A 23194-nucleotide genomic window follows, 5' to 3' on the forward strand; every position below is an offset into this window, starting at 1 on the left:
TTTCGCGACCACGCTCTAAGCCCAGGTTCACCCCGACCCGCCCATTTGCTCGCGCATCATCATCGCCCGAAATCGGTCACCATTCTGCGGCGCCGTGTCCCGATTTAGGGAAGTTTCGGGATCTCGCCCTCTGCCACGCGCCAGATCCAAGAGGTGATCTCCGATCGCGTTTCGATCAAGTCCGCGAGGGCGCGCTCGTATTTCTCGTCGGCATTTGGAGGGACGATGAACATGGCGACTGGGGCAGGCTTCTGTTCTGGAAGCATCACGGAAACCGTCGGCGCCGACCGCGGCAGGTTAAACCGCAAACCTTTCACGGTCTTCCGGTTCAGATGACCGAGCTTCTTCAGAAGGCGTAGTTCATGAATATCCTCAAAGGGCAGCCAATGTTCGGTGACCACCATCAGCGCGACCTCTTCCACCGCTGCGATGCCTGCAGCCGAAATGCCAAAGGTTGCAATGGCGATCAGGTGAAAGGCCTCGCTCGATCGCCACAGTTCGAGCTCGGTGTTGTAGCGGGCCGTGAGGCGTCGCCATGCGCCTTCCTCGATCATCAACGGGAAGGGCATATGCCGCACGACGATCTTCTGGCCTTCGCGGGCCCGGGAAAATTCTTTCACCTCAGCCACGATGACCATCAACTTGCGCGACCCCGATCCCGTCGCCTGCACACCCTTCAGCGCAGCCGCTCGCCGGGCGGCGATGCCATCCTTATCGTTCGACTGAAACACTTCCGGCACAAAGAGCATATCGCTAAAGGGGCTGCCGCGTGCGCTCATCTGCGAGGCGGCGTTGAGAAGACTGGCGCGGATCCGACCCCAACCACGGCGGCCAGCCCACGCCGCCCGCCACTCGGTCAACTCCCCCGCGTCCCAGAGATAGTGGAGCATCGCTTTCAATGACAATCTGCGGGGCTCGCTTCGTATCCCTGACCCAGGCGCTTCCGTCGGTGCCGCGGCCGCTGTCCTCGGCCCGCGTTTCGTCAGCGAGAAATCCAGCTTCAAATCGGCCTTGCCGCTCGCCTCGATCTGGATAGCGTTTCCGATAAGGGGCCCGAGACCCGACAGCTCGTAAGGCGGTGCATAGGAGGGGCAGACCGGATCATGCGCGCGGCCTGATAGGGGCATCCGTTTGACCACGAACTGGTCGTCCAGACGCGCGATATACATGGCGACTGCGGGTTCCTTGCACATGCACATGGGCCGTATCTGCTGTTCATAGGCCTGCGGTAGGAGCGCTCGAAGCTCAGGGGAGGTCTCATCATATGTCTGCTCGCCAATAAGGAATGTTCGCACCACCACTCTCCTTTGCCCGAGCGAGGCTACACCATAATCCTGCCTTTTACTATCGTAAAAAAAGTAGTAAAATCCTGGGGTAGGCCGTTTCATGTCTGGCCCACGGTGGGATCTTTGAGATCGCCCCTTACCGCGTCTTTCGCGTTGGTCGGCGTCATGGAGAGGATCTACGATTAGTTTGTCTACAGCAGCCTGTTCTCCGCGATAACCGCATGGAAGCTGCACTTTACTGCCCGGTCCACCGGCGATGGCCTGCAGTACGTCACCGTCTGGTGCAGCACCATCAGCCGCCCGATGTCATTAAGCCCCCCTTATGGAGATCCGATATGCGCTCCGCCTCTGAACTGGCGAACCGTCTCGCGCGCAATGCCGAGGCGGTCTGCCGCCATTACCTTTCCGCTGGTCGCAGGGCCGGCAATTACTGGATCGTCGGAGATACCGCAAACAACAAGGGAAGGTCGCTCTATGTCCATCTCACCGGCCCCCGTTCCGGCCGGTGGACCGATGCCGCAACGGCCGAATATGGCGACCTGCTCGATCTTATCCAGGAGACCTGCGGGCTCGTGGATTTCCACGACGTTGCGGACGAGGCACGCCGGTTCCTCAGCCTCCCGCTACCCGCCCCGGCGACGTCCCGGAGGGGCGACGCCCAAACCAACCCGCCGGTCGACAGACCGGCCAACGAGCGTGCGCGGCGCTTATTCCGCATGGCCCAACCCTTGAAGGATAGCTTGGCTGAAAGGTACCTCAGCCAGCGCGGCATTCTTCGCGCATCCGAGCATCCAGCGCTTCGCTATCACCCGACATGCTACTATCGCGATCTGGCGACGGGCCGGACAAGCAGGTTGCCAGCGCTGCTGGCGGCCGTGACCGATACCGCAGGCGCGGTAACCGGCGTCCATCGCACTTGGCTCGATGCGCACAGCGGCGGAAAAGCGCCTGTCGATGACCCCCGCCGCGCGCTCGGCAGTCTGCTTGGCAATGCGGTACGGTTCGGCTTTCCCGCGCACGGCGCCGTGTCGGTGATAACCGCTGGAGAAGGCCTGGAAAGCACCCTGTCACTCGTGCACGTCATGCCGAAAATGCCAATGGTCTCGGCCCTGACGGCCAATCACCTTGCAGCCTTCGACCCGCCGCCCGGTTGCGTGCGTCTCTACATTGCCGCGGACGCGGATGCAGCCGGCCAAAACAGCATCAAGCGATTGAGCCAACGCGCGCAGACTCGCGGGATCTTGCCGCTCGTGCTCCGCCCGGACCGCGGTGATTTCAACGACGATCTGCTATTGGCCCACGCCAACTGATCGCCAGTCTCAGGGCTCAACTTACTCCGGAAGATGCCGAGCTCTTCCTACCGTTGGAAGGAGGCGGTTGATCGGAGGGACGCAGCTGCGACGGCGGAAGCCGGTCTGCCGGTCACCGCCCGGACGAGCGCGCCTGCGCGCCTGCCGAGGGGCGACCCTTACCATCCGGCGTTCGCGCCTCCAACCGCCGTAGGCCAGGTTTTTTCCCCGCGCCAGCAAAGCCGGCGCTCCTCGCGGAGCAAAAAACCTGACCCCGGCGGCCCGGCACTGCGCTGGGCCGCGGCGCGAGCGCCGCGGTTCCGGCCCGCCCGCCGGATAGAAGGGGATCGCCGTCAGGCCGCGAGAGGCGCGGCCACAACCGACGGAGACCACGATGAATGTCCAGCTCCCCTTCGATGTCGCCACCGAGTCGCACGCATCGTCCGCGACCGACCGCCTCATCCACGTGATGCAGGTCTACGGCTATCGTCCGTTCCAGGACGAACCGGATCCGCGCCCCTTGCCCGAAGAGCGGCTCGTCCAGGCCGCGCTGACCGCGATCTTCGATGCCGTCGCAGAGATGCTCGGCGACACGCGGCTTGAACCCGATCTCGAAGACCTGCTCTGGTCGATCGTCAATCTCTTCCATCGCGCCTGTGAACGCATTCAGCGCGAGTTGCAGCGCAACGAGGATGCCCAGCGCAATGGACAGCAGGAGCAGGACGGCTCCGAGGTCAAGAGCGTCGAACTTGAACGCCATATCATGGAGGGCATCTCGCTGCTTGAGCGCCGCAATGCCTTTGAGTTCATGCGCGATTTTGCATCCGATCTCTTCGACGCGCACACCGGCTCGGCATGGCGGCCACGCACCGGTTCCAAGGTCAATCACGCCAACATGACAGCTGCGATGATCGATTCCAGGGACTTCCTTGCCGCCCGCCGCCGCGCGGAGACCGAGGTTCTGATCCCGGCTGGGACCAGGATTGCCTTCGGTGGCGGCCTGGACTTCAATGATCACGACCGGATCTGGGCTGCGCTCGACAAGACCCTCGCAAAGCATCCTGACATGGTGCTGCTGCATGGTGGCTCGCCGAAGGGCGCTGAACGGATCGCCGCTTGCTGGGCCGAAGCTCGTGGCGTGACGCAGATCGCGTTCAAGCCGAATTGGAACAAGCACGCAAAGGCGGCCCCGTTCCGGCGAAACGACGATATGCTTTCCGTTATGCCAGTAGGCGTCATCATTTTTCCGGGGTCTGGCATTACTGAAAACCTTCGAGACAGGGCTCGCGCCTTCGGCATCACCGTCTGGGAACTGAAAGGGGGCGGCGCGTAAGCGCCGTTTTCTGGCAAATATGGAAAATCTGGAAATTATGGAGATGCAAGAAGGAGCAAGCCCATGCGGCACTTCACAACAGGCGATCTCAACAAGCAAGTCGGCGAGGTTACGGATGCCGCAGCCTGCGAACCCGTCGTGCTCACGAAACACAGAAAACCGCGATTCGTGTTGATGAGTTACGAACATTACTAGCGCATCCATGGCGATGCACGCCAGGCCCATAGCGCTTCGCAAATGCCGAGCGAGCACAAGGAACCGTTCGGCGCCGCGATCGACAGCCTGGCGCGCGGTGAAGGCTATAACGGTGAGACGTGAGTGACTAGCCGGTCAGGTCATCGCTATTCATATCTCTGCGCATGGCAAAGTGAACGTGGGGAACCCGAAAGACGGAAGGCCCGCCGGACCTATTTCGTCGTCGCGGTGTGTGGCGCTAACGATGGCCTGACGCATCTTGCCCTGCTTGCCATCACGACCAAGTCCCCACAGGCAGGTCGCATCGCGCTTGATGTCTCCGCGATCGCGTGCCGGCGCGCTTGGCTTGGCGATCTCAAATAATGCTGGGTGATTGTCCATGCGTATAATCACGACATCGCCGAGCGCTCCCGGTACATCAAGCTCGATGGGAAAACGATTGGCCGTTTCAGCAAAGCCTTCATGATGAAGATCGCGGCGGCCTTTGCAGGTGCGCGAAACCGTGGGCGTCGAGTTAACCGTCTCGACTGGCGGTTGCCCGACTTGGTTTATCGCCCATCCTGCCCATCCAACCGGTTAGGCAAATCCAAACCTGTCCGGCGAAATGCGTTACCGGCAGAGGTTCGCCGACCAGTCTTCTACCCGCAGCCCGTCTACGCCGCCGAACTCGCCGATGGTATTTGTGACGAGCACGAGACCGCGGGCCTTGGCTTGGCCAGCGATCAAGACGTCGTAGGCGCCGATGGGTGTTGCCTTTGCGGAGAGAGTTGCGCGGATTTCGCCCGCTGCGAAGGCGTCGCGCTGGTCCAAATCGAGGATTGGGAAATCCGTAAACAGCAAGCGCAGAGCCTCCATATTGCGCTGGACCTTCACGCTTTCTGCGCCCCGAAATAGAGTTCATGTGCGACGATCGACGGAAGGCCGATCGTCCCGACGGTGCTCTGGAGTACCCGGTTGGCCAGATTCTCGGATAGACGACCTATCAACGCAATGACCGCATTGGTGTCGAGAAGATGCGAAATCACGAAAATTTCGCGTCAAGGTCAGGCCGATCCTGCGAATCTGGCTGCTCGCGTCCGCCTTCCATGAAGTCTTCGCTCATGCCGCGCGAGAGCGCCGCCTTCAACGAGGCCCATGGTTCACGTCGATCCACATGCGGACGCAGGATGAGGGCGTCGCCCTCCTGCGTGATTTCCACACGATGAACGTCGAGACGGAACTCTTTCGGGAGTCGCACTGCTTAATAATTACCGGGTTGGAATACGCGTGCGACATGGGGCATGGGAAGCGCCTCGATGTACATACCACGACGTATATACTCCGTCTCAATCGGGAGTTTAAGCTGGCTCTTAATCTAAGCGCGCCGGGGGCTCGGTATATACCGAGAACACCTTGACCCTTACGCTTGATCCGAGCTGCTGTGGAAATTCCCGGCCGCTTTGTATGCGCGAATGAAGCCAGCCCCGACAGCCTCATGCCTGTCACCGCACTGGTAGGATGGTTCCATAGAGAGACATGGGTTTCGTATTGGCCCGGATTTTAAGGTTCGGCACCCGCATGTGGTGCTCGCGTCAGGGGGCGGTCAATCCGGTCGCGAACCGGCAAGCTTGAAGATAAGGCGGCGCACCTTCTGTCACCATGCTCGCAGGGAGGTCACCAGTTGCAGCACCCGACAGATGCAGGTCCGAAGACTGCCTACTTGTTGGCGCACTGGCGAAAGCGATATTTTGATCGTAGCCCACTAAGGAGGTGAGTTCCCCGCGGTGCGACACTTTGTAAGAAGATGGGAACGGATGGCGGCCTGTCGCCCGCTGTCAGATCGACTATGTTGGCACCGCGCCTTGGCGGCAGTCATCCAAAGACGATGAGGCGCGGCTGCAATATCACGAAATGTGCTAATCATCCGACGTGGGCTGCAATGCGCACATTGCGTAATCAGGTCGAAAAACGAAACCGATTGGGAAATGCGTCACGAAATTTTGACGATTTCAAATGAGAGGGACTTGAATTGTATACAGAGTACAGTATGGTGAGCACATGAACGTTGGCGCCACACATTATAATCTTTCGGCGGGAATCGCGGACAACCTTGTCGCAGTTCTTGAAGATGCAATCGTCTTTCTCGAGCTGCGCCCGAACGAGCGGCTGACGGAGGAGGAGGTCGCGGAACGGTATGGCGTAAGCCGTTCGCCAGTGCGTGACGCTCTGCGATCTTTGGAGCGCGAAGGCCTTGTGACACGCGAGGCACGAAAGGGCATCTGGGTTACGCCGATGTCGCTGAGGGATTTTGATGAAGTCTATACCTGCCGCATTGCGCTTGAGGCCATCGCGGCCGAGCAGGCGGCACGCTCGACTGACACGGCTCTGAAGGGCAGGCTTTGGCAGGTCCTCGACGACATGAAGACAGCGCGTGATGCAGGCGACGCCCGCCTGTTCTTCAAGCATGACGTACGCGGTTCAGAACTGATCTACGAGATGGCCGACAACGTCACCCTCCGTCGACTGCTGCGGGGGTTGGAGAAGCAGGCCTTGCGCTATCGCTATCATCTGTATCAGCGCAACCGCGATGTCGTGGATCTTTCGTTCAACGACACGACCCGGGTTTTCCGGGCCATCGTCGATGGCGATGCGGGACAGTCCCACGCGCTCGAGCGCGCCCTGATCGAGCGCATCTGGAGCGAAGCCCGCGATGTGATCCGCGTCGACTTCGGGGAAGGGCGCAAATGATCGACCTCGAGGCGGCGTTCCCCTATATCGACACCCACACCGCGGGTCATCCCACGCGCGCCATACTGGGCGGCATTCCGCCGCTTCAGGGGCGCAGCGTGCGGGAGAAGCGCGAGGATTTCGAGCGCCGCTTCGATCACCTGCGCGCCGCCCTGTTACACGAACCACGCGGCCATGCGGCCATGGTCGGGCTCATTCCGGTCGCATCCGAGGTGGCGGATTTCGGCGCGATATTCGTGTCATCCTATGTCTATCTCGGCATGTGCGGCCACGGTACCATCGGCATTGCCAAGACGCTGGCCTTCACCGGCGCGATCTCGCCGGAGACCGGCAACAGTTTCACGCTGGAGACGCCGGCCGGCGTGGTCGACGTCCAGCTGGAGTGGGACGCTGAGGGGCGGCTCAACGCTGTCTCGCTGAAGAACGTGCCCGCCTATATGGGCATCGAGGCGCTGGAGGTGGCTGTTCCGGGGCTGAGCACGATCCGCACGGACATCCTGTATTCCGGCATGTGGTATGCGATGGTCGACGCCGACGCGCTTGGCCTTGCCCTCACGCCCGAGAACGCCTCCGCCGGCCTCGCGCTCGGCTGGAAGATCAAGGAGGCCATCGCGAAAGCGACGGACGGAAGACCCGAGATGCAGGGCCTTCCCGCCCCCTCGGTTCTCTTCCACAGCGACCGGGGGCGCGGCGCTGCGCGCCAGTTCCTCGTCCTCGCCTCCAACAAATTTGACCGTTCGCCCTGTGGTACCGGCACCTGTGCCCGCATGGCGCAGCTTCTGATTCACGGTGAACTGTCAGAGGCCGAAACCTATCACGCCGAAAATATATTCGGTGTGCCGTTTACTGCAACACTTGCCGAAAAGAGCGAAGTGAATGGCACGACAGGCTACGCCATCATCGTCCGGGGAACAGCACACGTCGTCTCCCAGGGCACACTATACCTCGAAAAGGGTGATCCGCTTTCCGGGGGGTTCTTGAGCCGGTGAAAAGGCCGGACTCATTTTTCAAGCAAAACAGGGAGCGTTAAAATGTCGTTTTTTGGAAACATCCTCCGGGCTTGCGCCCTGGGGGCGGCGGTAGCTATTGCCGCGATAACCCCGGCAGCCGCGCAGGAAAACCCCTCGGCAGTGATCGATGGGATTCGCGCCAGCGGCGAACTGAAGATTCCCGTCATGATAGGCGAAGAACCCGGCTATATCAAGGATCCGGCCACCGGCACCTGGAGCGGTTTCTACGTCGACTTCCTGACGGACGTCGCAACCGAACTTGGTGTGAAGGTCACACCGGTCGAAACCACCTGGGGTAATCTTGCCGCCGACTTCCAGTCTAACAAGATCGACGTCGCCATCGGCGTGAATCCGAACCCGAAGCGCGGCCTCGTCGTCGATTATCTCTGGGAACCGATCTTCACGGATGCCTGGGGCGTTTTCGCACCGAAGGGCAAGCCGGTCGCTACCTGGGCGGGACTGAACTCGCCTGAAAAGACCGTCGTCGTCCAGAAGGGCTCTACCATGCAGATCGTGGCCGAGGCGCTTCTGCCCAAGGCCACGATCACGGTGGTCGAGGATCGCAACCTTGCGATCATGGAACTTCAGGCCGGCCGTGCGGATGCGATGGTCCAGTCCGTCTTCGACGCCCTGCAGATCGCCAAGCAGGTTGGCGGCGAGGTCTCGGTGCCCGAGCCCATGCTGCGCAATCCCGCGACGCTGGCCGTCGCCCGCAAGCCGGGCAATGCGGGCTTCATCAACTTCCTGACCAACTGGATCCAGCAGCAGCGTTCGCTGGGTCTGGCGCAGGGCCGTCTCGCGAAGGCCTGGGAAGATCGCGGCATCGACCTTTCGATCCTGCCGACCAACTTCAGCTTCTGATCCACCTTTGGGCCGGCCAGGCCATTGTCCGGCCGGCCCTTCAATCCCGCTCCCGCATGTTGGTCAAGCCAGCCCAGGAGTCATGCACTTGTTCGATCTTTCCGTCATCCTGCAGAACTGGCCGTTGTTCTGGAACGGGCTCCTGGTCACGCTGTTCTACTCGGCGATCTCCATCGCCGCAGGCCTCGTCATCGGCCTGATCATCGGCCTGATCCAGCTCACGGGATCCCGTGCACTGTCCATTCTCGGCCGGGTCTATGTCGAGATATTCCGCAACATCCCCCTCTTGGTGATCCTGCTGTGGATCTACTATGCATTCCCCATCTTCGCCGGGCTCGCCGTCACCAAGTTCTGGGCCGGTTTTGCCGGCCTCAGCCTCTACGCCGGCGCCTTCTATGCCGAGATCCTGCGCGCGGGCGTGCAGTCGATCGACAAGGGCCAGACCGACGCCTCGACCGCGCTCGGCATGACCTACGGCCAGCGCATGCGCCGCGTGATCCTGCCGCAGGCCTTCCGCCGCATGATCCCGCCACTTGCCGGCCAGTCCATCATCCAGATCAAGAACACCACGCTCATGTCGATGATCACCGTGCCCGACCTGCTCTATCAGGCGAGCTACGTCAGCTCCTTCACCTACCGGCCCATGGAAGTCTACACCATGGTCGGCGTCATGTTCCTCGCCCTTCTCGTGCCGCTGACATTCCTCTCACGCAAGCTTGAAACCATTTCGGAGCGCGTCAAATGAGCAAGTCCGACCCGCTTCTGAAGATCGAGGGATTGCGGCTGACATTCGGCCAGCGCGAAGTGCTGAAGGGCGTCGACCTTTCCGTTGACACGGGCGAGGTCGTGGTGCTCATCGGCGCGTCCGGCTCCGGCAAGACCTCGCTGCTGCGCTGCATCAACCTGCTCAACCTCCCCTCCGACGGCCGCATCACCATTGGCGGCGAGGCGATCTACGAGGCCGATCCGGCCGCACGCGAAGGCAATCGCGTGCCCACGAAGACGGTCAATCGGATCCGCTCCCAGACCGGCATGGTGTTCCAGCAGTTCAACCTGTTCCCACACATGACCGCGCTCGAAAACGTCATGGAAGGTCCGGTCACTGTCAAGAAGGCCGACCCTGCGACGACCCGTAAGGAAGCGCTCGACCTCCTCGCCCAGATGGGGCTGCAGGACCATGTCGGCAAGCATCCACGCCAGCTCTCGGGCGGCCAGCAGCAGCGCGTCGCCATCGCGCGGGCCTGCGCAATGCATCCGCAGGTCATGCTCTTCGACGAGCCGACCTCCGCGCTCGACCCCGAACTGGTCGGCGAAGTGATGAAGGCGATGGTCGATCTCGCCAGGACCGGCATGACCATGGTCATCGTCACCCACGAGCTCGGCTTTGCCTTCGAGATCGCCGACCGGGTGATCTTCCTCGACCACGGTACGATCGCCGAGGACGGCCCACCGAAGGAGGTGCTGCTGCGACCAACGCATCCAAGACTGAAAAGCTTTGTTGGCCGCTTCCACGAGACCGCCGATCTGCTGCGCCCCTTCCTGGAAGGCGGCTGATCCAGAACGCTCTGGCGGGCAAGTACCCGCCCTGTCCGCAATCCGCGCGTCGGCCCCGCTCCGGGGCCGGCCGGTACGCTGCGTCCCGGCGCAGGCAAGATACGAAGGAAAGCTCATGTCCCTCAGCTTCAATCCCGATACCGTAACCGTCCCCTCCGGCCATCATATCGGCGGCCGTTTTATCGACTTGCCTGGCGAGGAGATCGCCGTTCTGCGCCCCTCGGACGTGCAGCCGATGCGCCCGATCACCGATGGCGGAAAGGCTGCCGTCGACATGGCGGTCGCAGCTGCGAAATCCGCGCTCGCCACCTCCAGCTGGGCCCGCATGAACCCTCGCGATCGGGCGAAGGCCCTCTTCCGCTTTGCGGAACGGATTGAGGAGAAGGCGGAATATCTCGGTCGGCTGGAGGCCATGGGATCGAGCCGGCTGGTGGCGGGCACGATCACCGGCGACGCGGTCCGCACCGCCAGCGTCGTGCGCTATTTCGCCGAATATTGCGACAAGCTCGAGGGCATTGTCACGGCAACCAAGGGCGACACGCTGAGCTATACCCGGCGCGAACCCTATGGCATCGCTGGCGCGATCGTGCCGTGGAACTTCCCGATGATCACGGCGGCGTGGAAATTCGCCCCCGCGCTGGCGGCCGGCAACGCCGTGGTGATGAAGACGTCGGAACTGACGCCGCACAGTCTGCTGGCGCTCGCCGAATGTGCCGCCGAGGCAGGGCTGCCGGGCGGTCTCATCAACGTGGTGAATGGCTGGGGCCACACGACTGGTGCCGCGATCGTCTCCCATCCCGAGATTGGCATCGTCTCTTTCACCGGCTCGACCGCCACGGGAGCTGCGGTCATGTCGCTCGCCGCGCAGTCGGGCATCAAACCCGTCGTGCTGGAACTCGGCGGCAAGAGCCCGCAGATCGTCACCCGCAATCCCGGTGACATGGACGCCGTGGCAACCCGCGTCGCGAATGGCTTCATGGTCAATGCCGGCCAAGTCTGCACGCTCGCCTCTCGGCTGATCGTCGACAGCGCCGTCGCCGACGAACTCACCGATCGCGTGATCGCCAAGACGAAGGCGATCAAGGCCGGCCCGACCTGGGACGAGGCCACCACCTTCGCCCCCGTCATCTCCGCAAAGCAGTTCGAGCGCATCGACGCGCTGGTGCAGGAGACGGTCAAGCAGGGCGCAGAGGTAATGACCGGCGCGACTCGGCTGGAAGGCCCCAACGAGGGCAATTTCTACGCCCCGACAGTGCTTGCCAATGTCTCGCGCGACAATGTCGGCTTCAGCGAGGAATATTTCGGTCCCGTCATGTCAGTGACGACCTATGACGAGATCGAGCAGGCCATCGCCGAGGCGCAGCATCCGACCTACGGCCTCTCGGCCTCCGTGCACACGCAGGACCTGAAGCTGGCGATGAAGGTCGCCGATGCCGTCGAGGCCGGCATGGTCTGGGTCAATCAGCATGGGCGCGACCCCGAATTCACATATGCCGCAGGCGGCTGGAAGGGCTCCGGCTTCGGCAAGGACATGGGCCGCGCCGGCATCGAGGAATTCACGCGGCAGAAGGCTGTATGGATCAATTATCTCTAAGGACATCCCAAATGATCTACGATTACGTCATCGTGGGAGGCGGGTCGGCAGGCGCGGCGCTTGCGGGCCGCCTGTCCGAAAACCCCTCCAAGCAGGTGGCGCTGCTGGAAGCCGGGCCGGACACGCCGCCCAATAATGTGCCGGATGTGATTTCCGACAGCTATCCCGGCCTCTCCTACTTCGATCCGAAGTTCCACTGGTCGAAGCTCAGGGTCTATGCGCGCAATCCGCGCTCCAATTCGGAAGTCATTCCGCCCACCCGCCTCGAACAGGCGCGAGTCATGGGCGGCGGATCGTCGATCAACGGCCAGTTCGCCGTGCGCGGCTTGCCCGCCGACTACGACGAATGGCAGGCGATGGGCGTTGCGGGCTGGAGCTGGGAGGACATGCTTCCCTATTTCAGGAAGCTGGAGCGCGATCTCGATTTCGACGGCCCGCTGCACGGCAAGGACGGCCCGATGCCGATCCGACGCGTCTTCCCCAAGGACTGGGCGGGCTTCACCCGATCGGTGCTCGCGGTGACCGAGAAGGACGCTCCCTATAGGGAGGACTACAACGCCTCCTTCGATGAAGGCTCCTTCCCCATGCCGCTCGCCAACGAGAACGACCACCGCGTCTCCACCGCGCTCGGTTATCTCACCCGCGAGGCCCGCGCCCGCAAGAACCTGTACATCTTCGCCGACACCCAGGTCGAAGCGCTGGAGGTCGATGGCAAGCGCATCACCGGCGTCCACGCCCATACTGGGGATCGTCCGTCAGAACTCTGGCGGGCGCGCGAAGTCATCCTCTGCTCGGGCGCGCTGCACACCCCTCCGATCCTGCTTCGCGCCGGCATCGGCCCGGCGGCGGACCTGCGCGCGCTCGGCATCCCCGTGCTGGCCGACCTGCCGGGCGTCGGCGCCAACCTGATGGACCATCCGCATCTGTCCGTCGGCGCGCATTTCAGGCGTTCCGCCCGACTGAGGCGCGGCCAGCGCCGCCACATCTTCCTCGGCGTACGCTATTCCTCCGGCTACGAGGGATGCTCGCCCTCGGACATGCTGCTGATGCCGGTGAACCGCGCCGGCTGGCATCCGCTCGGCAAGGCGATGGGCGCGCTGAACGTCTGCGTGAACAAGTCCTATTCGCGTGGCACCGTCAGCCTGAAGACCGCCGACTGGCGCGACGAACCGGTCGTCAATCTCAACCTTGCCGGTGACGAACGCGACCTGATGCGGCTCGTCGACGGGTTCGAGCGCATCTACCGCATCATGGAGGACCCGCGCGTGCAGGCCCATGTCAACACATGGTTCCTCGCCGGCTATACCGAGGAGGCGCGCTCGCTTTCCGTCCGCAAGCTGTCGAATTACGTCAAGACAGGCACGGCGGCGCTGCTGTTCGACTATGCCCCTTTCTTCCGCGAGACGCTGCTGCGTCAGAAGTTCGGCACCACCGAACGCATGCATCATATGATGCAGAACCGCGACCTGATCGTCGACTGGGCGAAGAAGGCGGTCTGGTCGGGCTGGCACGTCTCCTGCAGCTGCCGGATGGGCGGCGACGACGACCCGATGGCCGTGCTCGACAACCAGTGCCGCGTGCGCGGCGTCGAGGGGCTACGCGTGGTCGACGCCTCTGCCATGCCCTCAGTCATCGCCGCCAACACCAATATCACCACGATCGCCATGGCCGAGAAGGCCGCCGATCTCATCCTGAACTCCTGAACCACATCCGAAGAGGAACCCGAAATGCGTGAGAACAAGGTCAAGACCCTCTGGTCCAAGGGCGAATGCGCCGTCACCGGCTGGCTGGCGATCCCGTCCGGTCTTTCCGCCGAGATGATGGCCCAGCAGGATGTCGACGCCGTCACCGTCGACATGCAGCACGGCTGCGCCGACTATTCCGACATGCTGTCGATGCTGCAGGCGATCTCCACCACCGACAGGACGCCCTTCGTGCGCGTGCCGTGGAACGATCCGGCGATCATCGGCCGCGTGCTGGATGCCGGCGCCTATGGCGTAATCGTCCCGATGGTCAACACCGGCGCAGAATGCCGCGCGTTCGTCGAGGCATGCCGCTACTACCCCGAGGGTGGCCGCTCCGTCGGCCCGATCCGCGCCGGCCTCTATGGCGGTGCCGACTACTTCTCCAATGCCAACAAGACGGTCATCACCATGGCGATGATCGAGCACAAGGAAGGCGTCGCCAACCTTGACGAGATCCTCGCGACGCCGGGCCTCGATTCGATTTTCGTCGGCCCGTCCGACCTCGCCGTCTCCATGGGCCACACTCCCGGCTTCGATCCGAAATGGGACGATGTGAACGAAGCGATCGCCATGATCGCCGACCGCTGCATCAAGGCCGGCGTCGTGCCGGGCATCCATGTCGGTTCGGTCGAATACGGCCAGAAGATGCGTGACCTCGGCTACAAGTTCATCGCGTATCTCTCGGACTTCCGCATGCTGCAGATCGCATATGCCCGCGCGCTTCCGGCCTTCCGCGCCGGCAAGCCCGAGCCGAACGTGCCCTGAGGCGGAAAAGGACGGAGCCGGGACATGGCTGGATCGCATAGCCGCGAAAAAGTGATCGTCATCGGCGCGGGCATCATCGGTGTCTGCGCCGCCAACGCCCTCGTTGACGAAGGCTTTTCGGTCGAGATCATCGACCCGGTCGAGCCCGGCAGCCCCGGGCAGTGCTCCTACGGCAACGCCGGGGGGCTCTCGCCGGGTTCGTGCATTCCCAACTCCATGCCCGGCATCGCCGCGCAGGTGCCGGGCATGCTGCTCGATCCGGATGGGCCAATCGGGCTGCGCCTGCTCGACCTTCCCCATGCCCTGCCCTGGCTGCTGCGCTTCCTTGCCAATTCGCGCCTCTCGCGCGTGAAGCGGATTTCGGATGCGATGATCGCACTCAACCGGCTGACGCTGTTGTGCTACGAGCCGCTGGTCAAGGAAGCCGGTTGCGAGGACCTCATCGTCCATCGCGGTCAGCTCTTCGCCTACGAGAACCCCAACGGGCCGGCGGGCAGCACGCTTTCCATCGCCATGCGCCGCGAACGCGGCGTCAAGGTCGATATCCTTGACGACGCCCAGATGCGGGAGCTGGAGCCGGCGATCTCGCCCGCCTACCGCGCCGGCGTCTTCCTACCCGAGCAGGGCCAGTGCCCCAATCCGGGCCGGCTGGTTGCCGCCATCGCAAGGCTTGCGGCCGACAAGGGCGCGGTGTTCACCCGTCAGAACGTGCGCGCACTTGTGCTCGAACAGGGCCGGGTGACGGGCGTCGCGACCGAGGCGGGCGTTGTCGCCGCCGACAAGGCGGTGATCGCCGCCGGGGCGTTTTCCGCGCCCTTCGCCAGACAGGTCGGCGTGCGCGTGCCGCTGATCAGCGAGCGGGGCTATCACATCATGCTGCCCAACGCCGACACCGGCCTGAAGATTAATGTCAACGCCGCCGAGCGCAAATTCGTCGCCGCGCCCATGGAGGGCGGCCTGCGCCTCTCCGGCACGGTGGAATTCGCCCGTCCGGAAACCGCGCCGAACTGGCGGCGGGCGGAAATCCTCGTCCGTCAGGCGGCTCATATGTTCCCCGACGCCGACCTCAGCGGCGTTGAGCGCTGGATGGGCAACCGTCCCGGCACCCCCGACAGCATTCCGGTGATCGAGACCGCACCGCGCCACGACAACGTCATCCTCGCCTTCGGCCACGGCCACCAGGGTCTGATGGGCGGGTCGGTGACAGGTCGCCTTGTCGCCGAACTCGCCGTCGGCCGTACGACTTCGATCGACCTATCTCATTTCCGCTCGTCCCGGTTCTGACCGGACGCATGTGGCAACCCGGCCGAGGCGCCGGAAAGGAGAAACCCATGTATGAAGAAACAATCGACCTCTTGATCGACGGCGTGTTCCGCAAGGGCAGCGAAGGCAAGAGCCAGCCGCTGATCAATCCCGCCACGGGCGAGGAAATCGCCACCGTGCCGCACGCTTCGGCCGCCGATCTCGACTCGGCGCTCGCCGCCGCCGAACGCGCCTTCGGCCCCTGGAAGGCGCTGCCGGCAATCAGCCGCTACAAGTTCATGATGAAGGCCGCCGACCTGATCGACGAGCGGCTGGAGACCATCGCCCGCGTGCTTACGATGGAGAATGGCAAGCCGCTCGCCGAGTCGAAGGGCGAGGTCGCCTTCTCCGCCGAGGCGACGCGCTGGTACGCCGAGGAAGGCAAGCGCGCCTATGGACGCATCGTGCCAGGCCGCGTGCCCGGCCAGCGCCAGATGGTCTACAAGGAGCCGGTGGGAGTCGTCGTCGCCTTCGCCGCCTGGAACTTCCCGGCCTCGAACGTCATCCGCAAGATCTCGGGCGCGCTCGGCGCCGGCTGCTCGATCATCCTCAAGACCGCCGAGGAAACCCCCGGCACGGCCGTAGCCTTCGCCCGCTGCTTCCAGGACGCCGGCCTGCCGAAGGGCGTGCTGAACCTCGTCTTCGGGGTGCCGGACGAGGTGTCGAGCCATCTCATCGCCTCGCCGATCCCCAAGAAGGTTTCGCTGACCGGATCGACCCCCGTCGGCAAGCTCCTGCAGAAGCGCGCTGCCGACACGCTGAAGCGCACCACGATGGAACTCGGCGGCCATGCGCCCGTGCTGGTCTTCGCCGATGCCGATGTGGATCATGCCGTCGCGACGCTCGCGACCGCCAAGTTCCGCAATGCCGGCCAAGTCTGCACATCGCCCACGCGCTTCTTCGTGCATGAGAGCATCGCGGACGCCTTTGCCGCCGGTATGGCCGCGAAGGCCGCCGCGCTGAAGCTCGGCGACGGGCTCGATCCCGAGACGCAGATGGGACCAATGATCGCGCCGCGCCGCTGCGATGCCATCCAGTCGCTGGTGGACGACGCCGTTGCAAAGGGCGCCAAGCTCCTCGCCGGCGGCCATCGCATCGACCGGCCCGGCAACTTCTACGCCCCGACGGTTCTTGCCGACGTGCCGGAGCATGCAAGGATCATGTCGGAGGAGCCGTTCGGCCCTGTCGCGTCCATCGTTTCGTTCTCGACATTTGATGACGTGATCGCCCGAGCGAACGCCCTGCCTTACGGCCTTGCCTCTTTCATCTTCACCAAGGACGGTGCGACAGCGCGTGATGCGGAAATGGCTCTGGATGCCGGGCTTGTCGGCGTGAACCATACGATGATTTCGACCCCCGAGACACCGTTCGGCGGCGTCAACGAATCCGGCTTTGGTTCCGAAAGCGGCATCGAGGGACTGGAGGCTTTCCAGCGCACCAAGTTCGTTTCCGAATTGTTCTGACACCTCGACGAGGCCCAGCAAGATGACCGACAAGACCACGCCAAAGATCCTGATCGTCGACCTGGTGGGCCTAGCCCCCGGATCGGACGGCCGTCCAGACCACTCAGCCGTCAAGGCGCATATCGAGGCCCGCGGCGGCACGTTCCACGAAGGCTCCGCCCGTAGTCTGCCCACCCCGGAAGTGGGCCGCCCGCATTTTTACTACCAACCCATGCTTTCCACAGAGGCTGAGCTTTTGGCGGAGGCCGGCGACGGTCTCTACGACGCGGTAATTGCGGCGGCCACCTTCTTGCCTAAGGATACGCGATTCGACCTTGGCGGCGTGCGGATCGGATCGGGGACCGGCAACATGGGCTCCGCCAGCTGGGGGGGCGGAGACGGGAGGGGCGGACACGCCCCGCTCATGAATACGCCGGGCATCAACGCTGGCGCCACTGCGCAGATGGTAATGAAAGCACTTCTGCGTGTTCGGCCGGACCTGCCGGTCGACGAGATGAACGCGCTCGTGGCAGCCGGTCGCTTCGATACAGGTCGCGATCTTGTGCGATTCCCCACATCCAAGTTGGAAGGGCGGATCTTCGCAATCGTTGGCTACGGCAACATCGGGCGTGAAGTAGCGAAGATCGCGCGCGCCTTCGGCATGACCGTACGTGTCCATGCCCGTTCCCACCATCGCAAATGGATCGAGAGCGAAGGTTTTCAGTATGCCGCCACGCTACGTGATGCGGCGGCCGACGCCGACGTGCTCTCCGTGCATATCGGACTCGGTCCACTCGGTGCGAACGGCTACGCAAATGCCAGGCTCATTGGCGACGAGGTGCTGTCGGCACTCGCTATTGGAGCTGTGGTGATCAACTATGATCGCGGCGAACTGATTGATGTGCCCGCACTTTCAGCCGCACTCTCTTCCGGTCGCGTTGCACACGCCGCGATCGATGCGGATCTGTTCCAGGACACTGAAAAGGGGATTCTATCTGGACCAATGGTCCCGTATCTTTCGCTTCTGCCGATGCATGCCGAAAGAATGTCGCTCTTGCCGCATGCCGCCGCCGATACCGATCACCCTACCCGCGTATCAGGTGCACTACAGGCCGTGGATCAGATTCTCGATGCTATCCAGACGGGCGTCACGCGAAACTTGAAAGGCGATTTGCCCGCAGGTTATACCGATGCTGGTATCAACTCGCCGATCGGCACTGGCGCAAGCCAGCTGGAAGCTCTTCGCCTGGACGCCGCGCGAATTAGCGCCCTCCGCACGTCGGCGCAAGCCTTCTTGTCCGCGCTAGACCGTTTGATTGAAGAGGGACCAGCATTGACGGGAGAACAGCTGCTGCTCGACAGCAACCGACTTGCCACAGTTTTGCGCAGTGAGTCGCTGGACGGGCCTTACCGGAATCGAGCCTAGGTTCAGAACCCTTCAAGCTTAAGCGTCTGAAGATGACGTCTGCTGCGATTAATATGCCTCAATGCACCGCTGGCGCTGCCCACCGTCAAAGCATCGTTGGTGATTGTGTTTAAGCGTTGAATCTGACCCCATTCGGTATGGTAGTATGGCTACGGTCACGCTCGCTTAATGTGCTGACGAAACTTTCGTCTCTGCGTTGTTAGTCGCGTGATCCATCGGCGCCGATTGTGGGGTCGAACTTCACGCCGAAATACACACAAGGTCATTTGGTTCACGCGTGTGGATGGTCCGGACTTTGGGACAGGCATTGAGATTGTGACGTTTTCACTCGGACTGCCGAATTCAGCGTTTGAAATCCGTTGAGACGTCTGCGTGGTCAGCCTTCGAGACGCCCCGCCCGTGGAGAACCAAAATATAGGTTTCCATAGGGCGAGCGCCCGCATTTCGCGTCTGAAAGATCACATACGGTCAATTAGGTCGCTGACGGCAGTGTTGCTGTGTAGCTCTGGATCGTAACGCTTGTCCGCGTGAGATTGTAGCGAATGGCGACCTTTGATGCTCAGTCTGGCATTGGCGCGATCAGTACGGCGCAGTGCCGGGGGGCGATGAAACGTCTACCAAGCCTGGCGAGTCTGCGCCGCAGTCTCAGGCGGGAGACCATGTCAGTCTGACGACCTTTCGTTGCTCCGAACCATTCCCGTTTTATGTCGCTCGTATAGACGACCGCCTGCCTTTGCGCCCAACCCCTGAAGGGGTAAGACCCGCCTGAAAATTTTGCAAAATTCGATTTCAGTTCTTCTCCTCTGCCAAATCCAATTTTGCAAAATTTTCCGCCGAGCTGACCGCAGCAGATCGGCCGTCTCTTCGCGCGCCATCGGGAATGGTCCCGAACAACCAAAGGAGACAGAACCATGGCCACCACGATCGCAACCCTGACGCAGAAGAACGACGGCATTCTCGAAGGCGTCTTCGCCACCATCCGCGTCAATGCCCCGATCGCCATCGTCCCCAACACCCAGAAGGCGAGCGAGGAAGCCCCTGACTTCCGTGTCATCCACCGGAAGACCGGCTTCGAAATCGGCGCTGCCTGGAACCGCATCGCCCGCCAGACCGGCGAAGAATACCTCTCCGTCAAACTGGAAGCTCCCGAGATTGGCGTCATCTTCGGCAACATCGCCCAGGCTCCAGGCGGTGATCCGACCAAGAAGGTCATTCTTTGGAACAACCCGAACTGAGAATGGCGCCGAAGCCGACCCCGAGCAATCGGGGTCGGTTTGGTGATCTGCTGTGTCCGGACGGGTGCGAAAACGGGCATCGAGCCCGTCTTCGCACCCAGGTGCCCAACGAGAGAAAAACCTCTCTGCTCAGTAAGCCCATGATGCCGTGAGGCCCGAACCGCCTCAAGGACGAGCGGCTCCTCCAATTTTCAGCCGTCGCCCTGCGGGCGCCATCAGAAAATCGGCTCCTCCGCTCGCCGGCGCTGCCGGTCGCCTTCAGCGATCCTTGACCCGGCCCGACCCTCACGACCCGGGGCGTCATCTTTCACACTATCCAAGGAGATGACCACAATGACCTACGGCCTTGAAGCCCAGATCGAAGAACTGCGCGCCGAACTCCGCAACGCCGATCCTGCCGAGCGCGCCGAGATCGCTGCGGAACTTGAACAAGCCCGCGCCGAACTGGCGTCGATGATCACCGTCGCGGACGACGCGCATGCGGCCGAGCCTCCCCAATGAGGGAGGCTTACACCTTTGACGCAGGCGCCGATGCACCGGATTGACCGGCGCCTCGGCCCGAGGCTACGCCCCACCCCGTCCTATATCTTTTCGTTTTGCACCGTCCATGCAGGACTTTGGTGCGATCGGTTTTGCCCCATGTGAGCGCTCTCGCTTCTCGCAGGGGACAAGAGTGGCGCAACGGCGTCCCCGAGCAAGACGTTGCACCATGCTGCCACGGCGTGCGCCAAGCCCGCCCAATGGTGCAAGACATGGGTTCGTCCCAACACGGTGCATTAAACCGCTAGCGTCCAGGACCGGCAATTCGATTGCTGCCACCCACACGACATAGAATTTCAGGGTAGTGCCAGCATATCGGCCCGATCGCCCTCACAACTTCCTCGTCCATCGACAATGTGAACCCGTCGGCGTGCTCATGGACGCTCCGGCGGCCGCTATCGACGTGTCGATGGAAGCGTCTATTGTCACGCTACCGCGACCTTCCAGCCTTAACGAAACGATTGACCGCGGCCACTGCATCCATCTCCCGGCGCCGAAAATAGATCGCTCGCCCGCAGCGGATCGGGCTGTGCCCCTGTAGGATGATGATCTGCTCGTCCTTGCGCATCGATTGCGTGATTTCGTGCGGCATGATCAATGGCCGGCGCTGGAAATTGATGCTCTCGGATTTGCGCGATGCGCTGTTTTTTGTGTCCCAACCGATATTGCGACAGCTGCCTTTTACCTCGACAGTCATCTCTCCGCATTGCGCTGAGACGTTGCGCGCCGTGTCGAGCGCCTTGATGGCGGCGTAACTCGCAAAAGCGCAGCCATCGATCCATGACACGGCGCCGTCCTTGCCGAAATGTCGTTCCAGCTGACCGACCGACTGGTACATCAGCATCATGCTGATGCCGTATTTGCGGCCGCGATCGCGGGCTTCCTCCAGGACCCGCATATAGCCGAGCAGATCCACCTCATCGAGCATGAACAGCGCCCGACGCTCGTATGCCCCGTCAGCCTCCATCATCGCATTGATCAGCGAACCGATGATCACACGCCCGATGCCGGGATAGGACCGCAGGATCGACGCCGGGATGTTGAGGAAGACATCCTTCTTGCCCTCGGCAATCTCAGCGGATTTGAAGGTATCGCCGCAAACAAGTGCGGCGTAATTGTCGAGTGATAGCCACTGTGTGTCCTTCGATGCGGTCGAATAGACGCCCGAGAAGGTTTGCTCGGTCATGTTGACAAAAACCCCGAGCGTCTCGCGGATGAAGGCGGAGGTCGAATGCTCCTGGACGTCGCGCAGCATGGCAAGCACCGACGTTTCCGGCTCGGAAACGATCTGCCGCAGACTTCTTAGGGTGCGCCGGCCGACATATTCCGGTGACAGCATCACATGGGCGAGAAGGCCGGTCAGCAGGTTATGCGCCTGGCTCTGAAAATAGGAGCCGGTCGAGCTTTCGAAGCGGACACTCTCCGACAGCAACATGTGCGCGACGCCGACAATGTCCTCCTCCTTTTTCTTCGACGTCGAGATTCCGTCGAGGACGTTGAATCCCATGATCGGGTTGGTCGGATCAAGAACGATGACCTCGCGCCCGAGATTTTTTCGACGATGATCGATGACCATAGGTGCGACCTCGGTCGAAGGGTCGAGGCAAATAACCGGACCTGTGTAGCGCAACGCGGTCGGCACGACGTTGCTGGTGGTCTTGTAGCCACCGGAACCCGCAAAAAACAGCATGTGCGTGGAATCGAAGTCTTGCTTGTACGTAAGAAGTGGCGCCTTTCCGCCTTGCCCCCATGTCCCCGGATCGTTCGGATCGAACGGCAGCGCATAGACGCGCTCCTTGTCGACGCGGTAGCGCTCCCCGACAACGATCTCGCCGTCGTGCGGGAAGAGCCGAGCCGCAGCCGACATCGGCAGCCAGTCGGCATCCCCGAAGGTGCCGCGCCTGGCGCGCTTCACTGGTTCGGGTACGACGCTGGAAAGGCGCGCCGATACCGCCGCGACCATAAAGCCGAGTGCCGCACTCCCGACTGCGATCATGTCAAGGAAGGATAGCGCGCTGTCCCATGACAATGCACCGCTTTCGACATAGGGCGATAGTCGTCCAACCTCCCGAAGGCCGTAGAAGCCGGCCATCGTCACAAAGCAAAGTAAACTCGCCATGGCGACTGGCCGCCGTCGATGCAGCGGTAGTGCCCATACGGCCACAAGCCCGGCGATGGGACCAAACAAAAGCACCGGCACGGGCGAAGCGCGCAGGAACCAGTATTGCGTTTTGCCGGCCATCCCGGTTGCCAATTCCGGCCAGCGCCAGTTGGCCACATAGAAAGCAAATCCTGTGACGACGATTGGCACGAGAACGAGCAGCAGACTAGGATGGGGTTTGGACATTGCCGTCATCCCGTCGCCTCCACGACGTGGCCGATAACCCGGCCGCTCGTTTCGCGTTCAAGGGTCCTGAAGGCTTCCTCACCAATGGCCTGCATGCGTCGATGTTCGGACGAGCGCGGCGTCACACGCGCCAGTTCCAGCAAACCACCAAGCAGGAACGCCCGGTCGACCTTCGACAATCCCGCGCGGATGACGATTGCGCCGAGCAGGATTTCCTCGCGGGCGTCTCTTTTTCGATCAGCCGTCATGCGAAACCTCCGACGCCGCTCCAGCGCTACTATCTGGTTGTCCACGCGGCGAATGAGCTTTGCCAGATGCCTCCTTGGAATGCGTTTTGCGAAATCGCAAAGCGATCTCTGCGAAGATGCGATCGATCTCCTCGTCGGCGATTTCCATCTCCGCCAGTCCCGCTTTCGTCGCGGCGCGTGCGAAGCGCTCGGCAGATTTTACTATCAGCGTTTTTCTACGCTCTCGCAGCTTCTCGATCTGAGCGTCTATGTCCGTGATAGATAGTTTGGCAGCCATGGTTTGTCCTCCTCATGG

19 protein-coding genes and 3 pseudogenes are annotated in these 23194 nt (G+C 62.3%); 16 read left to right on the plus strand and 6 right to left on the minus strand.

Annotation, left to right across the window (positions count from 1 at the left end):
- Window positions 1-104: 104 nt before the first annotated feature.
- Window positions 105-1295 (minus strand): DUF1173 domain-containing protein, encoded by a 1191-nt coding sequence (locus MKI86_RS22900; protein ID WP_241605682.1) that lies wholly within the window; start codon window positions 1293-1295, stop codon window positions 105-107.
- Between the two features lie 326 nt (window positions 1296-1621).
- Between MKI86_RS22900 and MKI86_RS22905 the strand changes: the two are divergent.
- The 3 genes and pseudogenes from MKI86_RS22905 to MKI86_RS22915 all read left to right on the plus strand — a co-directional run bounded on the left by MKI86_RS22905 (window position 1622) and on the right by MKI86_RS22915 (window position 4226).
- A pseudogene (locus MKI86_RS22905) lies at window positions 1622-2667 on the plus strand (DUF7146 domain-containing protein).
- Between the two features lie 302 nt (window positions 2668-2969).
- The gene (locus tag MKI86_RS22910; RefSeq protein ID WP_241605684.1) at window positions 2970-3908 is read left to right on the plus strand and encodes a DUF2493 domain-containing protein; all 939 of its coding nucleotides are present in this window, start codon (window positions 2970-2972) and stop codon (window positions 3906-3908) included.
- A 63-nt stretch (window positions 3909-3971) separates the two neighbouring features.
- A pseudogene (locus MKI86_RS22915) lies at window positions 3972-4226 on the plus strand (type II toxin-antitoxin system Phd/YefM family antitoxin).
- 486 nt (window positions 4227-4712) lie between these two features.
- On the opposite strand, the pseudogene MKI86_RS22925 reads toward MKI86_RS22915, so the two are convergent.
- Both MKI86_RS22925 and MKI86_RS22930 read right to left on the minus strand, forming a co-directional pair.
- Window positions 4713-5128, minus strand: a pseudogene (locus tag MKI86_RS22925) (type II toxin-antitoxin system VapC family toxin).
- Window positions 5125-5340, minus strand: a complete 216-nt coding sequence (locus tag MKI86_RS22930; RefSeq protein WP_241605686.1) for an antitoxin — start codon at window positions 5338-5340, stop codon at window positions 5125-5127. The pseudogene MKI86_RS22925 and the gene MKI86_RS22930 overlap by 4 nt, the downstream one beginning before the upstream one ends.
- A gap of 800 nt (window positions 5341-6140) precedes the next feature.
- On the opposite strand from MKI86_RS22930, the gene MKI86_RS22935 reads away from it, so the two are divergent.
- The 13 genes from MKI86_RS22935 to MKI86_RS22995 all read left to right on the plus strand — a co-directional run bounded on the left by MKI86_RS22935 (window position 6141) and on the right by MKI86_RS22995 (window position 20265).
- A complete protein-coding gene (locus MKI86_RS22935) occupies window positions 6141-6830 on the plus strand; it encodes a GntR family transcriptional regulator (protein ID WP_241605688.1) in 690 nt (229 codons plus the stop codon).
- A complete protein-coding gene (locus MKI86_RS22940; RefSeq protein ID WP_241605689.1) occupies window positions 6827-7819 on the plus strand; it encodes a proline racemase family protein in 993 nt (330 codons plus the stop codon). Before MKI86_RS22935 ends, MKI86_RS22940 begins: the two co-directional genes overlap by 4 nt.
- A gap of 141 nt (window positions 7820-7960) precedes the next feature.
- Entirely contained in the window at window positions 7961-8701 is a 741-nt protein-coding gene (locus MKI86_RS22945) for a transporter substrate-binding domain-containing protein (protein WP_241605691.1), read from the plus strand.
- Window positions 8702-8783: 82 nt separating this feature from the next.
- Entirely contained in the window at window positions 8784-9446 is a 663-nt protein-coding gene (locus MKI86_RS22950) for an amino acid ABC transporter permease (protein WP_241605693.1), read from the plus strand.
- On the plus strand, window positions 9443-10255 hold the full coding sequence (locus MKI86_RS22955) for an amino acid ABC transporter ATP-binding protein (RefSeq protein WP_241605696.1): 813 nt from the start codon (window positions 9443-9445) through the stop codon (window positions 10253-10255). Before MKI86_RS22950 ends, MKI86_RS22955 begins: the two co-directional genes overlap by 4 nt.
- Window positions 10256-10370: 115 nt before the next feature.
- Complete coding sequence (locus tag MKI86_RS22960; RefSeq protein WP_241605698.1) at window positions 10371-11849, plus strand: aldehyde dehydrogenase family protein; 1479 nt, start codon at window positions 10371-10373, stop codon at window positions 11847-11849.
- Between the two features lie 11 nt (window positions 11850-11860).
- Window positions 11861-13552 carry a GMC family oxidoreductase gene (locus tag MKI86_RS22965; protein WP_241605700.1) on the plus strand — a complete coding sequence of 564 codons (1692 nt, stop codon included), beginning with the start codon at window positions 11861-11863 and terminating at the stop codon, window positions 13550-13552.
- A 24-nt stretch (window positions 13553-13576) separates the two neighbouring features.
- Complete coding sequence (locus MKI86_RS22970) at window positions 13577-14359, plus strand: HpcH/HpaI aldolase family protein (RefSeq protein WP_241605702.1); 783 nt, start codon at window positions 13577-13579, stop codon at window positions 14357-14359.
- Window positions 14360-14383: 24 nt separating this feature from the next.
- Entirely contained in the window at window positions 14384-15643 is a 1260-nt protein-coding gene (locus tag MKI86_RS22975) for an NAD(P)/FAD-dependent oxidoreductase (RefSeq protein WP_241605708.1), read from the plus strand.
- A gap of 47 nt (window positions 15644-15690) precedes the next feature.
- Window positions 15691-17124, plus strand: coding sequence for an NAD-dependent succinate-semialdehyde dehydrogenase (locus MKI86_RS22980; RefSeq protein WP_241605710.1), 1434 nt, complete (start codon window positions 15691-15693; stop codon window positions 17122-17124).
- 22 nt (window positions 17125-17146) lie between these two features.
- Entirely contained in the window at window positions 17147-18529 is a 1383-nt protein-coding gene (locus MKI86_RS22985; RefSeq protein WP_370880055.1) for an NAD(P)-dependent oxidoreductase, read from the plus strand.
- Window positions 18530-19440: 911 nt separating this feature from the next.
- Window positions 19441-19764, plus strand: coding sequence for a DUF736 domain-containing protein (locus MKI86_RS22990; protein ID WP_241605712.1), 324 nt, complete (start codon window positions 19441-19443; stop codon window positions 19762-19764).
- Between the two features lie 333 nt (window positions 19765-20097).
- Complete coding sequence (locus MKI86_RS22995) at window positions 20098-20265, plus strand: hypothetical protein (protein WP_241605723.1); 168 nt, start codon at window positions 20098-20100, stop codon at window positions 20263-20265.
- Window positions 20266-20734: 469 nt separating this feature from the next.
- Here the strand turns inward: MKI86_RS22995 and traG are convergent, their stop codons facing one another.
- The 3 genes from traG to MKI86_RS23010 are packed head-to-tail and all read right to left on the minus strand — an operon-like array spanning window position 20735 to window position 23176.
- Window positions 20735-22660: a Ti-type conjugative transfer system protein TraG gene (gene traG, locus MKI86_RS23000; RefSeq protein WP_241605714.1), complete on the minus strand. Its 1926-nt coding sequence runs from the start codon at window positions 22658-22660 to the stop codon at window positions 20735-20737.
- Entirely contained in the window at window positions 22657-22899 is a 243-nt protein-coding gene (locus MKI86_RS23005; protein WP_241605715.1) for a conjugal transfer protein TraD, read from the minus strand. The genes traG and MKI86_RS23005 overlap by 4 nt, the downstream gene beginning before the upstream one ends.
- Window positions 22889-23176 (minus strand): TraC family protein, encoded by a 288-nt coding sequence (locus MKI86_RS23010; protein ID WP_241605717.1) that lies wholly within the window; start codon window positions 23174-23176, stop codon window positions 22889-22891. Before MKI86_RS23010 ends, MKI86_RS23005 begins: the two co-directional genes overlap by 11 nt.
- Window positions 23177-23194 lie beyond the last annotated feature (18 nt).

This window comes from Shinella sedimenti, assembly GCF_022601905.1.
GTDB classification, from domain to species: Bacteria; Pseudomonadota; Alphaproteobacteria; order Rhizobiales; family Rhizobiaceae; genus Shinella; species Shinella sedimenti.

Excerpts from the sequence above, each read along its gene's own strand:
- MKI86_RS23005 (WP_241605715.1), bottom strand. The coding sequence starts at position 22,899 with ATGACGGCTGATCGAAAAAGAGACGCCCGCGAGGAAATCCTGCTCGGC.
- MKI86_RS22940 (WP_241605689.1), top strand. The coding sequence starts at position 6,827 with ATGATCGACCTCGAGGCGGCGTTCCCCTATATCGACACCCACACCGCG.
- MKI86_RS22975 (WP_241605708.1), top strand. The coding sequence starts at position 14,384 with ATGGCTGGATCGCATAGCCGCGAAAAAGTGATCGTCATCGGCGCGGGC.
- MKI86_RS22955 (WP_241605696.1), top strand. The coding sequence starts at position 9,443 with ATGAGCAAGTCCGACCCGCTTCTGAAGATCGAGGGATTGCGGCTGACA.
- MKI86_RS22995 (WP_241605723.1), top strand. The coding sequence starts at position 20,098 with ATGACCTACGGCCTTGAAGCCCAGATCGAAGAACTGCGCGCCGAACTC.
- MKI86_RS23010 (WP_241605717.1), bottom strand. The coding sequence starts at position 23,176 with ATGGCTGCCAAACTATCTATCACGGACATAGACGCTCAGATCGAGAAG.
- MKI86_RS22960 (WP_241605698.1), top strand. The coding sequence starts at position 10,371 with ATGTCCCTCAGCTTCAATCCCGATACCGTAACCGTCCCCTCCGGCCAT.
- MKI86_RS22965 (WP_241605700.1), top strand. The coding sequence starts at position 11,861 with ATGATCTACGATTACGTCATCGTGGGAGGCGGGTCGGCAGGCGCGGCG.
- MKI86_RS22910 (WP_241605684.1), top strand. The coding sequence starts at position 2,970 with ATGAATGTCCAGCTCCCCTTCGATGTCGCCACCGAGTCGCACGCATCG.
- MKI86_RS22970 (WP_241605702.1), top strand. The coding sequence starts at position 13,577 with ATGCGTGAGAACAAGGTCAAGACCCTCTGGTCCAAGGGCGAATGCGCC.
- MKI86_RS22985 (WP_370880055.1), top strand. The coding sequence starts at position 17,147 with ATGACCGACAAGACCACGCCAAAGATCCTGATCGTCGACCTGGTGGGC.
- traG (WP_241605714.1), bottom strand. The coding sequence starts at position 22,660 with ATGACGGCAATGTCCAAACCCCATCCTAGTCTGCTGCTCGTTCTCGTG.
- MKI86_RS22990 (WP_241605712.1), top strand. The coding sequence starts at position 19,441 with ATGGCCACCACGATCGCAACCCTGACGCAGAAGAACGACGGCATTCTC.
- MKI86_RS22935 (WP_241605688.1), top strand. The coding sequence starts at position 6,141 with ATGAACGTTGGCGCCACACATTATAATCTTTCGGCGGGAATCGCGGAC.
- MKI86_RS22950 (WP_241605693.1), top strand. The coding sequence starts at position 8,784 with ATGCACTTGTTCGATCTTTCCGTCATCCTGCAGAACTGGCCGTTGTTC.
- MKI86_RS22980 (WP_241605710.1), top strand. The coding sequence starts at position 15,691 with ATGTATGAAGAAACAATCGACCTCTTGATCGACGGCGTGTTCCGCAAG.